Origin of the sequence: Hansschlegelia sp. KR7-227 (assembly GCF_049446035.1) — a bacterium.
Lineage (GTDB): Bacteria > Pseudomonadota > Alphaproteobacteria > Rhizobiales > Methylopilaceae > Methylopila.
This window is the reverse complement of the sequence record NZ_JBMSEA010000001.1, coordinates 1,311,547-1,325,780: the sequence shown is the minus strand read 5'-3', so window position 1 is coordinate 1,325,780 and position 14,234 is coordinate 1,311,547. Positions and strand designations below refer to the sequence as shown.

14 protein-coding genes are annotated in these 14,234 nt (G+C 68.7%); 8 read left to right on the top strand and 6 right to left on the bottom strand.

Annotated elements, in window-relative coordinates; all coding sequences use genetic code 11:
• Positions 1 to 3: 3 nt before the first annotated feature.
• Positions 4 to 2,652 (bottom strand): type I DNA topoisomerase, encoded by a 2,649-nt coding sequence (gene topA / locus ACO2RJ_RS06225; protein WP_423267122.1) that lies wholly within the window; start codon positions 2,650 to 2,652, stop codon positions 4 to 6.
• A 269-nt stretch (positions 2,653 to 2,921) separates the two neighbouring features.
• On the opposite strand from topA, the gene ACO2RJ_RS06220 reads away from it, so the two are divergent.
• Positions 2,922 to 3,074 (top strand): hypothetical protein, encoded by a 153-nt coding sequence (locus ACO2RJ_RS06220; RefSeq protein WP_423267121.1) that lies wholly within the window; start codon positions 2,922 to 2,924, stop codon positions 3,072 to 3,074.
• Here ACO2RJ_RS06220 and dprA read toward each other — a convergent pair.
• Genes dprA through ACO2RJ_RS06200 form a run of 4 tightly spaced genes read right to left on the bottom strand, consistent with a single transcriptional unit; the run spans position 3,048 to position 7,078 of the window.
• Positions 3,048 to 4,175 carry a DNA-processing protein DprA gene (gene dprA / locus ACO2RJ_RS06215; protein WP_423267120.1) on the bottom strand — a complete coding sequence of 376 codons (1,128 nt, stop codon included), beginning with the start codon at positions 4,173 to 4,175 and terminating at the stop codon, positions 3,048 to 3,050. The two genes, ACO2RJ_RS06220 and dprA, sit on opposite strands and share 27 nt — an antisense overlap.
• 3 nt (positions 4,176 to 4,178) lie before the next feature.
• Positions 4,179 to 4,793, bottom strand: coding sequence for a glycerol-3-phosphate 1-O-acyltransferase PlsY (gene plsY / locus ACO2RJ_RS06210; protein WP_423267119.1), 615 nt, complete (start codon positions 4,791 to 4,793; stop codon positions 4,179 to 4,181).
• A gap of 34 nt (positions 4,794 to 4,827) precedes the next feature.
• A complete protein-coding gene (locus ACO2RJ_RS06205; protein ID WP_423267118.1) occupies positions 4,828 to 6,132 on the bottom strand; it encodes a dihydroorotase in 1,305 nt (434 codons plus the stop codon).
• Positions 6,125 to 7,078: an aspartate carbamoyltransferase catalytic subunit gene (locus ACO2RJ_RS06200; protein WP_423267117.1), complete on the bottom strand. Its 954-nt coding sequence runs from the start codon at positions 7,076 to 7,078 to the stop codon at positions 6,125 to 6,127. Before ACO2RJ_RS06200 ends, ACO2RJ_RS06205 begins: the two co-directional genes overlap by 8 nt.
• 193 nt (positions 7,079 to 7,271) lie before the next feature.
• Here ACO2RJ_RS06200 and ACO2RJ_RS06195 point away from each other — a divergent pair, with 193 nt between their 5' ends.
• Positions 7,272 to 7,823 (top strand): hypothetical protein, encoded by a 552-nt coding sequence (locus ACO2RJ_RS06195; RefSeq protein ID WP_423267116.1) that lies wholly within the window; start codon positions 7,272 to 7,274, stop codon positions 7,821 to 7,823.
• 90 nt (positions 7,824 to 7,913) lie between these two features.
• Here ACO2RJ_RS06195 and ruvX read toward each other — a convergent pair whose 3' ends face one another.
• On the bottom strand, positions 7,914 to 8,402 hold the full coding sequence (gene ruvX / locus ACO2RJ_RS06190) for a Holliday junction resolvase RuvX (protein ID WP_423267115.1): 489 nt from the start codon (positions 8,400 to 8,402) through the stop codon (positions 7,914 to 7,916).
• Between the two features lie 127 nt (positions 8,403 to 8,529).
• Between ruvX and ACO2RJ_RS06185 the strand changes: the two genes are divergently transcribed.
• The 6 genes from ACO2RJ_RS06185 to gatB all read left to right on the top strand — a co-directional run bounded on the left by ACO2RJ_RS06185 (position 8,530) and on the right by gatB (position 14,188).
• Positions 8,530 to 9,243: a metal-dependent hydrolase gene (locus ACO2RJ_RS06185; RefSeq protein WP_423267114.1), complete on the top strand. Its 714-nt coding sequence runs from the start codon at positions 8,530 to 8,532 to the stop codon at positions 9,241 to 9,243.
• A 102-nt stretch (positions 9,244 to 9,345) separates the two neighbouring features.
• Entirely contained in the window at positions 9,346 to 9,633 is a 288-nt protein-coding gene (gatC, locus tag ACO2RJ_RS06180) for an Asp-tRNA(Asn)/Glu-tRNA(Gln) amidotransferase subunit GatC (protein ID WP_423267113.1), read from the top strand.
• Positions 9,634 to 9,670: 37 nt separating this feature from the next.
• Complete coding sequence (gatA, locus tag ACO2RJ_RS06175) at positions 9,671 to 11,146, top strand: Asp-tRNA(Asn)/Glu-tRNA(Gln) amidotransferase subunit GatA (protein ID WP_423267112.1); 1,476 nt, start codon at positions 9,671 to 9,673, stop codon at positions 11,144 to 11,146.
• Complete coding sequence (locus tag ACO2RJ_RS06170) at positions 11,143 to 11,448, top strand: chorismate mutase (protein WP_423267111.1); 306 nt, start codon at positions 11,143 to 11,145, stop codon at positions 11,446 to 11,448. The genes gatA and ACO2RJ_RS06170 overlap by 4 nt, the downstream gene beginning before the upstream one ends.
• 67 nt (positions 11,449 to 11,515) lie before the next feature.
• Complete coding sequence (locus ACO2RJ_RS06165; RefSeq protein ID WP_423267110.1) at positions 11,516 to 12,625, top strand: sensor histidine kinase; 1,110 nt, start codon at positions 11,516 to 11,518, stop codon at positions 12,623 to 12,625.
• Positions 12,626 to 12,709: 84 nt separating this feature from the next.
• On the top strand, positions 12,710 to 14,188 hold the full coding sequence (gene gatB, locus ACO2RJ_RS06160; RefSeq protein WP_423267109.1) for an Asp-tRNA(Asn)/Glu-tRNA(Gln) amidotransferase subunit GatB: 1,479 nt from the start codon (positions 12,710 to 12,712) through the stop codon (positions 14,186 to 14,188).
• Positions 14,189 to 14,234 lie beyond the last annotated feature (46 nt).

The following is a 14,234-nucleotide window of genomic DNA, read 5'->3' as shown; positions in this document are numbered from 1 at the left end:
CCTCTATTCCGCAGCGCTCTTGGCCGCGCTTGCAGAAGCTTTCTTCCCTGACGGCTTCTTCGCCGGCGCCTTCTTGGCGGGGGACTTCTTCGGCGCCGCCGCCTTGCGCGTCGGCCGCGCGCCGCCGCCGCTCGCGGCCTTGGCCGCGACGACCTTGACCGCTTCGTCGAGCGTCAGGGTTTCGGGGTCGACGCCTTTGGGAAGGGTCGCGTTGATCTTCCCATGCTTGACGTAAGGCCCGTATTTTCCGGCGTGGACCGTGATGGGCCCGCCCTCCGACGGATGGTCTCCGAGCGCGCGTCCGGCTGGCGCGCCCCGGCCGGCGCCGCGCTTTTCCTTTTTCTCCGCGATGACGGCCACCGCCCGGTTCAGGCCGACGATGAAGACCTCCTCGACCGAGTCGAGGTTGGCGTAGGCCCCGTCATGGCTCACATAGGGTCCGTAGCGGCCGATATTGGCCTCGATCGGCTTGCCCGTCTCAGGGTGCGCGCCGACCAGCCGCGGCAGCGCGAGCAGCTTCAGCGCGTCCGCGAGCGTCAGGTCCGCCGCCGACCAGCCCTTCGGCAGCGACGACCGCTTTGGCTTCTCCTTTTCGACGGGCTCGCCCAGCTGGACATAGGGTCCGAAGCGACCGTCGCGGAGGGTGACCTCGGTCCCGGTCTCGGGATCCGCGCCCAGGATTTTCACCCCGTCCGGTCCTGCGGCCGAGCCTTCGTCTCCGCCCGGCTCGCTGCCGAGCTGGCGGGTGTAACGGCATTCCGGATAGTTCGAGCAGCCGACGAAGGAGCCGTATTTGCCGAGCTTCAGCGACAGCTGCCCATTCCCGCAGGTCGGACAGACGCGGGGATCGGAGCCGTCGGCCTTGGGCGGAAAGACATAGGGTCCGAGGAACGCGTTCAGCGCCTCCAACACCTCGGAGACGCGCAGGTCCTTGGTGGCGTCGACGGCCTTCGCGAACTCGCGCCAGAAGGCGCGCAGAACCTCCTTCCAGTCGAGCTCGTGGTTCGAAATCTTGTCGAGCTGCTCCTCGAGCGAAGCGGTGAAGTCGTATTCGACGTAACGGTCGAAGAAGCTCTCGAGAAAGGCCGTGACGAGCCGGCCCTTGTCCTCGGGCACCAGCCGCTTCTTGTCGAGCTTCACGTAATCGCGGTCGCGCAGCACCGTGAGCGTGGCGGCGTAGGTCGAGGGGCGGCCGATGCCGAGCTCCTCCATGCGCTTCACGAGCGCGGCTTCCGAATAGCGCGGCGGCGGCTCGGTGAAATGCTGCGTCGACTCGACGGGCTTCACCCGCTTCAGCGGATCGCCGGCGGCCATCTGCGGCAGGCGGCGGGCGTCGTCGTCCTCCTCGTCGTCGCGGCCTTCCTGATAGAGCGCGAGGAAGCCGTCGAACGTCACCACCGTGCCCGTGGCGCGGAGCTCGATCGTCCGGCCCGAGCCGCTGGCCGCGATGTCGACCGTGGTGCGCTCGACCTCCGCGCTCTCCATCTGGCTGGCGACGGTGCGCTTCCAGATCAGCTCGTAGAGCCGCGCCTGCTCGTCTTCGAGCCGGCTCGCCATCTCCTTCGGAGAGCGGGTCGGGTCGGTGGGACGGATGGCCTCGTGGGCCTCCTGCGCATTCTTGGCCTTGACCGTATATTTGCGTGGGCTGTCGGGCAGGTAGCGTGGACCGTGCTCAGAGCCGATCAGGCTGCGGACCGCCTGGATCGCCTCAGGTGCCATGTCGACGCCGTCGGTCCGCATGTAGGTGATCAGGCCGACGGTCTCGCCGCCGATGTCCACGCCCTCATAGAGTCGCTGCGCGAGCTGCATCGTCCGGTTCGGCGCGAAGCCGAGCTTGCGGGACGCCTCCTGCTGAAGCGTCGAGGTCGTGAACGGGGCGGCCGGGTTGCGCCGGCCGGGCTTCGCCTCGACGTTCGAAACCTTGAGCTCCGACGCCTCGATCGCCGCTTTCAGCGCCGTGGCGGTGGCCTCGTCCGGCACGTCGAGCCGCCCGAGCTTCTTGCCGTCGGCCGAGGAGACGCGGGCCTCGAAGGTGTCGCCCTTCGGCGTCGCGAGATGGGCGACGAGCGACCAGTATTCTCGCGGGACGAAGCGCTCGATCTCGGCTTCACGGTCGCAGACCAGCCTCAGAGCGACCGACTGCACGCGCCCCGCCGACCGTGCGCCGGGCAGCTTCCGCCACAGGACGGGCGAGAGCGTGAAGCCGACGAGATAGTCGAGGGCGCGGCGGGCGAGATAGGCGTCGACCAGCGCGACGTCGATCTCGCGCGGCTTCTTCATGGCGTCGAGAATCGACTGCTTGGTGATCGCGTTGAAGACGACGCGCTCGACCGGCTGATCCTTCAGCGCCTTCTTCTGTCGGAGCACTTCGAGCACATGCCAGGAGATCGCCTCGCCCTCGCGGTCCGGGTCGGTCGCGAGGATGAGCTTGTCCGCGCCCTTGACTGCGCGCGCGATCTCGTTGAGCCGCTGCGAGGCTCGGCCGTCCACCTCCCACAGCATGTGGAAGTCCGCCTCCGGGTCGACGGACCCGTCCTTAGCGGGAAGGTCGCGAACGTGCCCGTAGGAGGCCAGCACCTCGTAGTCCGAACCCAGATATTTGTTGATCGTCTTCGCCTTAGCGGGCGATTCGACGATGACGACACTGTGCATTGGATGAGGATCTCTTCGCGGCGCCAGGCGGGATCGAAGGCGGCCGGAACATGGGAGAGCGCCATCGACGTGTCAAATCGCGCGGACGCCCCGGCGCCGAGCCGAGACGCAAGCTCCATGGCTTCCATGTCGCCAAAGGTGTGCTATCAAATTAGCACAATCTTTGAGGGTATTTCGATTTGTCCATCCGGAACGATCGCACGCCACCCAATCCCGAAGCGCGGACGTCGCCTCTCGGACGCGAGGCGACGGCGGAATACGTTGCGGCGATGACGGGCGTCCTCCGCGAGCTCGCGCTTCGCAACAATCTCAGGACGTTGTCCTATCTCCTCGACATGGCGAGGCTCGAGGCCGAGACGGCCGCGCGGGCCCAGGCCGATCCCGATCGATCGCCGTCAGGGCCGGAACCCGAAATCTCTTAGGCTCACTTTTCCGCCGGGCAGCCGGTCCAGCCGGCCTGCGAGCTCGAGCTCCAGAAGGACGATCTGAACGGTCCGGGCGTCGCTTCCCGACTGGCGCACCAGATCGTCGATCGCGGCGGGCGAAGGGCCGAGCAGCTCCAGCACGCGCATTCGCTGATCGTCCTGCGGCTCGCCTCCCTCGAACCCGGCGGCGCCCGCCTGCGCCAATGAGATGGGGGGAGCGGGAGGCGGGCCGCGATCCACGAGCGGGGCGAGCGCCTCGATGACGTCGTCCGAGCGGGTGATGAACGTGGCGCCGTCGCGCAGCAGCGCGTTCGAGCCTTCGCAGCGCGGATCCAGAGGGGAGCCTGGCGCGGCCATCACCTCGCGGCCGAGTTCGGTTGCGAGCCGCGCGGTGATCAGCGATCCGGAGCGCAGCGCCGCTTCGACCACGACGACGCCGAGAGACAAGCCCGCGATCACCCGGTTTCGCCTCGGAAAATCCTGGCCCCGCGGCCTCCAGCCAAGCGGCATTTCGGTCACCAGGGCGCCGTCGTCGACGATGCGGCCGGCGAGATCGGCGTGCTCCGGAGGGTAGAGACAGTCGATTCCGCCCGCGAAGACGGCGACCGTGCCGCTCCGGAACGACGCGTCATGGGCCGCCGCGTCGACGCCGCGGGCGAGCCCGGAGACGATGACCCAGCCGGCGCCCCCGAGCTCCTGGGCGAGCCGGCTCGCGAAGCTCCGACCGGCCGACGACGCGTTCCGCGCGCCGACGATCGCCACCATGGGGCGCTGGAAGACGGTCGCGGCGCCGGCGACCGTGATCAAAGGCGGGGCGCCGTCGGCGGCCGCCAGCGTCTGCGGATAGTCCGGCTCTCCCAGCGCGATCAGCTGCGCGCCGCGGCGCTCAATCTCGGCGATTTCGCGCTCCGCTTCCGCGCGGCTGCACACCAGGATCGGGCGGCCGCCGCGACGGGCGAGATCAGGCAAGGCGTCCAAAGCGGCCGCCGCGCCCCCGAAATGATTGACGAGGCTTCGAAACGTGCGTGGGCCGACGTTTTCCGAACGGATCAGCCGAAGCCACGAGACGCGCTGTTCGGGGCTCAGGCGTGGCCCCATCGCCTAGGCTCCGCCGCGGGAGGTCGCGGACTTCTGCCCGATGCGGCTTTCGCGTCCTGCGAGCAGCCGGGAGATGTTGTCCCGATGAAAAACCCACAGCGCGACGGACAGGGCCGCGAAGGTCAGCGCGGTCGGGACCGGCTGCCAGTAGGCCGCGAGCAGCGCCGGCGCCGCGACGCTGGCGGCGAGCGCCGAGGCCGACGAGTAGCGCGTCGCCGCCGCGACCGCGATCCACACCGCGGCGAAGGCGAGGGCGACCGGCCAGGCGACGCCGATCAGCGCCCCCAGATAGGTCGCGACGCCCTTGCCGCCCTTGAAGCGCAGCCAGACGGGAAAAACGTGGCCGACGAAGGCGGCCGCCCCCGCAGCCAGACCCGCCCCCTCGCCCCAGAGGTGCCCCGCCAACAGTACGGCGACCGTCGCCTTCAGCATGTCGCCCATCAGCGTCAGGGCGGCGAGGTCTTTGCGTCCGGTCCTCAGGACGTTTGTGGTTCCGATGTTGCCGGACCCGATCGCCCGAAGATCGCCCGCGCCTCCAAGACGCGTCACGATCACTCCGAACGGCACGGAGCCGCAGAGATAGCCGAGGGCGAGAGCGGCGAGGATGGGGAGCGACATCGGGCGGGGTCCGCGGCGGGTATCACGGGCGGGTTCAAGCGTAGGTGTAGACCGTGCGTCCGGCAACGACGGTTCTGAGGACGCGGCCCTGAAAGCGCGCCTGGTCGAAGGGTGTGTTCTTCGACTTCGACTTCAGAGTCGCGGCCTCGAGCACCCAGGGGGCTTCGGGATCGAAGACGATCAGGTCCGCCGGCGCTCCGACTTCGAGATGTCCTCCGGATAGACCGAGCAGGGCCGCGGGACGGGTCGACATCGCTGCGAGCAGGCGCGGCAGCGTCACGTCGCCGGAGTGTACGAGCCGAAGGCCCGCCGCCAGCATCGTCTCGAGTCCGATCGCGCCGTCCTCGGCCTCGCTGAAGGGGCGGCGCTTGGTCTCGACGTCCTGCGGATCATGCGCGGAGACCACGACGTCGACCACGCCGTCCGCGAGTCCCTGAACCAGCGCGCGACGATCGTCCTCCGAGCGCAGGGGAGGGGCCATCTTGAAGAAGGTGCGGTATTCGCCGACGTCGTTCTCGTTCAGCGTGAGATGAGCGATCGAAGCCCCGCATGTAACCCGAGCGCCGGCGCGCTTGGCGCGGGCCATCAGCTCGACGCTTTCGGCGCAGGTGACGAGGCTCGCGTGGTAGCGGCAGCCGGTCATCGCGGCGAGGCGCAGGTCCCGCTCGAGAATCAAGGCCTCCGCCGCCGCCGGCCGGCCGGGAAGTCCAAGCCGGCTTGCGAGTTCGCCCTCGTTCATCGCGCCGCCGGCGATCAGCTCCGCGTCCTCCGCGTGGCAGCACAGCAGGGCGTCGAAATCGGCGGCGTAGGTCATGGCGCGGCGCATCACCCGCGCGCTGGCGATCGAGCGCGGACCGTCGGTGAAGGCCACAGCGCCCGCCTCGAGCAGCAGGCCGATTTCGGTCATCTCGAGGCCGGCGAGTCCCTTGGTCAGCGCCGCCATCGGGTAGACGCGCACGCAGCCGGTGTCCCGCGCCCTGCGCTTGAGGTAGTCGACGATCTCCGGAGCGTCGACCGGAGGGGTCGTGTCGGGGCGCGCCACGATCGTGGTGACTCCGCCGGCGGCGGCGGCCAGGCTTGCGGTCGCGATGGTTTCGCGGTGTTCGGCGCCGGGCTCGCCGACAAACGCTCCGAGGTCGATGAGGCCCGGCGCCAGGACGGAGCCGCGGCAGTCCACCACGTCGGCGCGGCCCGCCGGCGGGACGTCGGTTCCGATCTCGGCGATCGCGCCGCCGTCGACCAGCAGCGAACCGAGCTCGTCCCGCCCCGACTTCGGACAGATCAGCCGCGCGTTGACGAACAGCGTCGGCCGGTCGTCGGGAGACGCGAACTCACGCATTGGGCAGATGCCGCGCCAGAGCTTCCAGAACGGCCATGCGGACCGCCACCCCCATCTCGACCTGGTCCCGGATCAGCGACTGAGGTCCGTCCGCGACCTCGGAGGCGATCTCGACGCCGCGGTTCATCGGGCCGGGATGCATGACGACGGCGCCCGGCGCGGCGTAGCGCAGCTTGGCCGCGTCGAGGCCGAAATGCTGGAAATACTCTTTCACGGACGGCACGAATGAGCCGTTCATGCGCTCGAGCTGCAGCCGCAGCATCATGACGACGTCCGCTCCGGCCAGCCCTTCCTTCATCGTCCGGAACGGCGTCACGCCCAATCGGTCAACGCAGGGGGGCAGAAGCGTCGACGGGGCCACGACCCGGACGCGCGCGCCGAGGGCGTTGAGCAGCAGGATGTTCGATCGCGCGACCCTGCTGTGCAGGACGTCGCCGCAGATCGCGACGACGAGACCCTCGACGCGGCCCTTGGCGCGTTTGATGGTGAGGGCGTCCAGCAGCGCCTGGGTCGGATGCTCATGCGCGCCGTCGCCGGCGTTGACCACCGAGCAGTCCACCTTCTGCGCCAACAGCGCGACCGCGCCCGCCGCGTGATGGCGCACGACGATGATGTCGGGCCGCATCGCGTTCAGGGTCGCCGCGGTGTCGAGCACCGTCTCGCCCTTCTTGAGCGAGGACGACGCGACGGACATGTTCATCACGTCCGCGCCGAGCCGCTTGCCTGCGATCTCGAAGGACGACTGGGTGCGGGTGGACGCTTCGAAGAACAGATTGATCTGCGTTCGGCCCCGCAGGGTGACGCTCTTCTTCTCGACCTGGCGGCTCAACGCGACCGCCTGTTCCGCGGAGGCGAGCAGCCCTTCGATGTCCGCCGCCGACAGCCCGGCGACGCCAAGCAGATGCCGGTGCGGGAAGGGGGGAGGCGGGCTTGGCGCGGGGGTCATCAAGGCCTGTGTCATAAGCCCACCGGCCGGTCCCGGGCAAGCGCTGGAATGGCCTTGTCCGCAAGCGCCGCTTGCCCCATTTTCCAAAGCGAAGGGGTCGCCTCGAATGACGGGCTTTGGCCACATTCCGGGCAATGTCGTGACGTCTGCTCAATCTGAGGCTAGGTTGCGACGCCTACTGGGAGGTAATCCTATGACTTCGATACGGAATGCGATCATCGTCGGCGTCTCGTCGCTCGGCGTCATGATCGGCTCGATGCCGGCTCAGGCCGGGTCCGCGCCCTCGTCCAGCTCCAAGCAGATCGCCGGCGTGTCCTACAGCGACATCCAGACCGTGGGTCAGCGCGGCCGCGGCGGCGGTCGTGGCTGGGGCGGCGGCGGACGGCGCCACGCTGGAGGTTGGGGCGGCGGCGGCAGGCGCTACGGCGGCGCGTGGGGCGGCGGCGGCCGTCACTGGCGCGGGGGCGGCGGGCGCTACGCCTACGGCTACCGCAACTACGGCTACCGCGGCGGCTATTATGGCGGCCGGCGCTACGGATACTATGGCGGCGGCTATCGTCGTCATCGCGGCTATGGCGGCTACTACGCGGCCGGCGCCTTCGGCCTTCTCGCGGGCGCGGCGCTCGCGAGCCCGTATTACGGCGGCGGCTACTATGACGGCGGTTACGACCGTTGCCGCGTGGTGCGCTACCGGCACGACTATTACGGCCGACCGTATCGGGTGATCCGCTACGTCCCCTGCTGACGCGGCAGGAACGCAATCGCGGCGGGGCTACGGCCCCGCCGGTCTCACCGCGAACTGATCCCGAGACGGGGGACTGCCCCGGTAGGTGGCTCAGTCTTCGGCCGACCGTCGGATCGCCGCGATCCGATCCAGCGCGCCTTGCAGGATGTACGCGGCCGCGAGCTTGTCCACGACCTCCGCCCGTCGCTTCCGGCTCGTGTCGAACCCGATCAGCATGCGTTCGACCGCCGCCGTGGAGAGCCGTTCGTCCCAGAATGCGATCGGCGCCGGCGTGCGGCCCGCGAGGCTGCGTGCAAAGGCGCGTGTCGCCTGGCAACGCGGGCCCTCGGTTCCGTCCATATTGACCGGCAGGCCAAGCACGTAGGCGCAGACGCGCCGATGCTCCGCGATCGCGAGCAGACGATCTGCGTCCAACGTGAACTTCCTGCGCGCGATCGTCTCCATCGGCGAAGCGATCGTGCGGCGGGGATCCGACACCGCGACGCCGATCGTTTTCGTGCCGAGGTCGAGCCCGATCAGCGCGCCCTCGAGCGGCAGCGCTGTCACCAAGGCGTCGAAGTCGGCGATGGACGAGGACATGGTCGGCGCGTAGCACGTCGCGGGGGCCGCTCGCCAGTGCGGCGCTTGCGCTGAACCGTTGAAGACGCCGCTTCGCCGCCTATTCTCCGCGGCGACCCCTGACACCCGCACAAGGACGTCGCACCCCATGCGTATAACCTGGTTCGGACACTCCGCCTTCCGCCTCGACTTCGGCGCGAGCGCCGTGCTGGTCGATCCCTTCCTCGACAACGGCGTCTTCGAGGGCGACCAGAGGAAGGCGACAGAGGGCGCGACTCATATCCTGCTCACTCACGGCCATTTCGACCATGTCGGCGAGACGGTGGAGATCGCCAAGCGGACCGGCGCGACCGTCGTGGCCGATTTCGACCTCGCGCAGTGGATTGGCGCACAGGGAATAGAGAAGCTCGAGCCGATGAACACCGGCGGTTCGGTGGTGCTTGGGGACTTCAAGGCGACGATGACCCAGGCGTTTCATTCCTCCGGCAAGCTGCTGGAGAACGGCGTATCGATCTATCTCGGCGATCCCCACGGCTTCATCATCGCCCCGGACGGCGAGGACGAGCCGGTCGTCTACGCCATGGGCGACACCGGAATTTTCAGCGATATGAAGCTCATCAACGAACTGTATGCGCCGACCGTCGGCTTCGTCCCGATCGGCGACCGCTTCACGATGGGCGCCAAGACCGCGGCCTACGCCTGCCGGCATTTCTTCGATTTCGACCTCGTCGTGCCGTGCCACTACGGCACCTTTCCGCTGATCGATCCGTCGGCCGACCGGTTCACCGAGCTGATGGACAGCCTGCGCGGAACGACCGTGAAGGTTCCGACCATCGGAGAGGCGTTCGAGACGGAGAGCTGACCGCGCAGGCCGGAGCGTTGCCCGCCCGAAGCGCGTCGTGCTAAAGCGCCGCCGCGCCCTCGATGGCGTTTCGCCTGTCCGCACGACCGTCAAAGGCCGCTGATGTCCGTCGATGAAACGACCGTACGCCGCGTGGCGAAGCTCGCCCGCATCGCGGTCGCCGACCAGGAGGTCGCAAAGCTGAAGGGCGAGCTCGACGCCATCCTCGCCTTCGTCGAGGAGCTGTCGGAGCTCGACGTCGAGGGGGTCGAGCCCATGACGAGCGTCATTCCCGCGACGGCGCGGCTGCGCGAGGACGTCGTCGACGACGGCGAGGACGCCGAGAAGGTCCTCATGAACGCCCCGGCCCGCGAAGGCGATTTCTACGTCGTCCCGAAGGTTGTGGAATGACCCGGCCGACGCCGCGCTTCGGAGGGCTCCTGAGCCTATGACCGACCTGACCGATCTCACCTTCGCGCAGGTCCGCGAGCGGCTCGCGACGAAAGAGTTCACCGCCGTCGAACTCACGCGGAGCTATGTCGAAGCGATCGAGAGCGCGCGCGGCCTGAACGCCTATGTGCTCGAGACGCCCGAGATCGCGCTGGAGCGCGCCGCCGGCTCGGACGAGCGGATCGCGCTGGGCGAGGCGGGCGCGCTCGAAGGGCTGCCGCTGGGCGTCAAGGACCTGTTCTGCACCGAGGGCGTGCGCACCACGGCCTGCTCCCGGATCCTCGGCGACTTCACCCCGCCTTACGAGAGCCATGTCACCGAGCGCATGCGCCGGGCCGGCGCCGTGATGCTCGGCAAGCTCAACAATGACGAGTTCGCCATGGGCTCGTCCAACGAGACCTCCGCCTTCGGGACGGTGGTCAATCCGTGGCGCCGGGCCGGCTCGGAGGCTGCGCTCGTCGCAGGCGGCTCGTCCGGCGGGTCGGCCGCGGCGGTCGCGGCCCGAATCTGTCTCGGAGCGACCGCGACCGACACTGGCGGCTCGATCCGCCAGCCGGCGGCCTTCACCGGCACGGTCGGCGTGAAGCCGACCTATGGGCGCTGCTCCCGCTGGGGGATCGTCGCGTTCGCCTCCTCGCTCGACCAGGCCGGCCCGATCGCCCGCGACGTGCGCGACGCCGCGATCCTGCTCGGCGCCATGGCGGGCTATGACAGGCGGGACTCCACCTCGGTCGACCGTCCCGTTCCGGACTATGAAGCCGCCGTCGGCCGGTCTGTGAAAGGCCTCCGGATCGGCATCCCCCGAGAGTACCGCGTCGACGGCATGCCGGCCGAAATCGAGGCGCTGTGGACGCAAGGAGCGGCCTGGCTGAAGGCGGCGGGCGCTGAGATCGTCGACGTCTCGTTGCCGCACACAAAATATGCGCTGCCGGCCTATTACATCGTGGCGCCCGCCGAGGCCTCGTCGAACCTCGCGCGGTATGACGGCGTGCGCTACGGCCGGCGCGTCCCCGGCCGCGACGTCACCGAAATGTACGAGAACACCCGCGCCGCCGGGTTCGGCGCCGAAGTCCGCCGCCGCATCATGATCGGCTCCTACGTGCTGTCCGCAGGCTACTATGACGCGTATTACGTGCGCGCCCAGAAGGTCCGCACGTTGATCAAGCGCGACTTCGAGACCCTGTTCGACCAGGGGGTCGACGCGATCCTGACGCCGGCGACGCCGTCGGCCGCCTTCGGCGTCGGCGAGAAAGCCGACGCGTCTCCGGTCGAGATGTATCTCAACGACGTCTTCACCGTGACGGTGAACATGGCCGGCCTTCCGGGAATCGCGGTGCCGGCGGGATTGTCGTCGGAGGGCCTTCCGCTTGCGCTTCAGCTCATCGGGCGGCCGTTCGACGAAGAGACGCTGTTTGCGACCGGTTCCGTCATCGAAGACGCGGCCGGACGTTTCGCCCCCGGGCGGTGGTGGTGAGCGATCGGCGTCCGACCTACGCCTCGATGGACGAGGTGCGCGCAGCCATCGATGCGCTCGACGCGAAGCTTGTTCCGCTGATCGCCCAGCGGGCGCACTGCATCGCGGAGGCCGCCCGGATCAAGGCCGATCCGGGGGTCGCGCTGGTGCCCTGGCGCGTCGAAGAGGTCGCGGCGCATGTCAGGACGCTCGCCGCCGAGCATGCTATGGATGCCGACCTCGCAGAGCGCATCTGGCGCGCGATGATGTCCGAGTTCATCGCGCATGAGCGCCGCCTGATGGAGCAGGCGGCGCGACCCTAAGTCACCCGCGCCCCGTTTCATCAGCCCGCTCGACTCCAGGTCGAGGGCGCAACCGCCGGCCGCACGCATGACTTCGACGCCAACTGCGCAGGACGCCGCCGAGAAGCTCGAAGAGCTCGCGGCGACGCCGGAACTCGCCGAGGCCCTCGGCTCCGACCGGTTCAAGCAGTTTCTCGACAACGTGCCGGTCGCGATCTTCGTCAGCGAGCTCTCGGAGGCGGAAGGCGAGCGGATCGTCTACGCCAACCACGAGGCCGAGCTCATATTGGGAACGCCCTTCGCCGAGTTCGACGGCGCCGAGTGGACGCGGTTGGACGGGCGAATGGCCGCCTCCGAAGGGCCGCCCTTCAGCCAGGCGGTGCTGCAGGACGACACGTCGTCCGCCGCGTTCCTGTCGCAGCCGGAGGATGCCGGTCCCGCTCGGCGCGTCGAGGTCCAGAGCGCGCTTGCGGTCAGCGAGGACGAGGGTTCGCGTTTCCGCCTGGTGGCGCTGATCGACGTCACGGAGCGCGACGCGCCCCAGCGCGAGATCTTCGAGGCGCAGATCCGCGACAAGGACGTGCTGCTGCAGGAAATCCAGCACCGCGTGAAGAACAACCTGCAGATCGTGACCGCGCTGATCCGGATGGAGGCGCGGCGCGCCGGATCGCAGATCGGCACCGGCTTGTTCGAGCGTCTCGCGGGCCGGATCGAAGCTCTCGGCCTGCTCTACCGGCAACTCGAGTTCGACGACAAGGCGGCCGCCGTGGACATCGGGGCGTTGATCAGCCAGATCGCCGGCTCGGTCATCACCGCCCAGGGCGCCGAAGGAGTCCGTCTCGACATCCAGGTCGAGCCGTGCATGACCGGCATCAACACGGCGATGCCCATCGGTCTGCTGGTGAACGAGCTTCTGACCAACGCCATGAAATACGCTTTCGAGGGCCGCGCCGAGGGCGTCGTCGCGGTCCGCTGCCTGAAGGCCGGCGACGACGAGTGCGTCGTGTCCGTGTCCGACGACGGCGTCGGCATGGCGGAAGGCGCGTCCTGGCCTCAGCCCGGCAAACTCGGCGCCCTCATGGTCCGGTCGATCCAGGACAACGCCAAGGCGTCGGTCGAGCTCGGCGTCTCGCCGGAAGGGGGGGTCTCCACCACGATCCGGTTCCGGCTCTCCCCGCCAGTCCCCTCCCGACCGTAGCCGTCCTGCCCGCTATGTTGTGTCGGGCGGCGCGGAAGCGCTAAGGACTTCCGGCGACGCTCCCTTGCAAGGCATGATCGGCCCATGAACGCGCCCTCCCGCATTCCTCAGTCCTCGAAGCTCATCTCCGGCGCGACCGGCGACTGGGAGGTGGTGATCGGGCTCGAGATCCATGCGCAGGTCACGTCGGAGGCGAAGTTGTTCTCCGGTTCGTCGACCAGCTTCGGCGCAGCCCCGAACAGCCATGTCAGCCTGGTCGACGCGGCGATGCCCGGCATGCTGCCCGTGCTGAACCGCGAGTGCGTCCGTCAGGCGATCCGCACCGGGCTCGGCGTCAAGGCGAAGATCAACCTGACCTCGACCTTCGACCGGAAGAACTACTTCTATCCCGACCTGCCGCAGGGCTATCAGATCTCGCAGTACAAGAGCCCGATCGTCGGCGAGGGCGAAGTGCTTGTGGACATGGGCGACGGCGCGAGCGTCACCGTCGGCATCGAGCGCATCCATCTCGAGCAGGACGCCGGCAAGTCGATCCACGACCAGGATCCGCGATCTTCCTTCGTCGACCTCAACCGCTCGGGCGTCGCGCTGATGGAGATCGTCTCGAAGCCGGACCTGCGCTCCTCGGACGAGGCCAAGGCCTACGTCACCAAGCTCCGCACCATCCTGCGCTACATCGGCTCCTGCGACGGCGACATGGAGAAGGGAAATCTGCGCGCCGACGTCAACGTCTCGGTCCGTAAGCCGGGCGCGCCTTTCGGCACGCGCTGCGAGATCAAGAACGTCAATTCGATCCGTTTCATCGGCCAGGCGATCGAGACCGAGGCCCGGCGCCAGATCGAGATTCTTGAGGACGGCGGCTCGATCGACCAGGAGACGCGCCTGTTCGACCCCGTGCGCGGCGAGACCCGCGCGATGCGCTCGAAGGAAGAGGCGCACGACTACCGCTATTTCCCAGACCCGGACCTGCTGCCGCTGGTGGTCGAGCAGGCGGAGGTCGACGAGCTCGCGGCGGATCTGCCGGAGCTTCCCGACCAGAAGAAGGCCCGCTTCATCGCCGATTACGGCGTCACGCCCTATGACGCGATGGTGCTGACGCTGGAGCGGGAATCCGCCGATTATTTCGAGGCCGTCGCCCGGCGCGGCGACGCCAAGCTCGCCGCGAACTGGGTGATCAACGAACTGTTCGGCCGGCTGAACAAGGAAGGCCTGACGATCGGCGCCAGCCCGATCTCGTCAGACCAGCTCGGAGGCCTGATCGAGCTGGTCTCGGAAGGCGTGATCTCCGGCAAGATCGCCAAGGACCTGTTCGAGATTCTCTGGACCGAGGGCGGCGACCCGCGCGCCCTCGTCGAGAGCCGGGGCCTCCGCCAGGTGACGGACACGGGCGCGATCGAAAAGGTCGTCGACGAGGTGATCGCGGCCAATCCCGAGAAAGTCGAGCAGGCGAGGGCGAAGCCGACCTTGATCGGCTGGTTCGTCGGCCAGGTCATGAAGGCGTCCGGCGGCAAGGCGAACCCGCAGGCCGTGAACGAGATCCTCAAAGCCAAACTCGGGATCTGACGGGCGCCCGCGCGTCTCAAAGGGCGACGGCCCGCCGCCCCGGCGA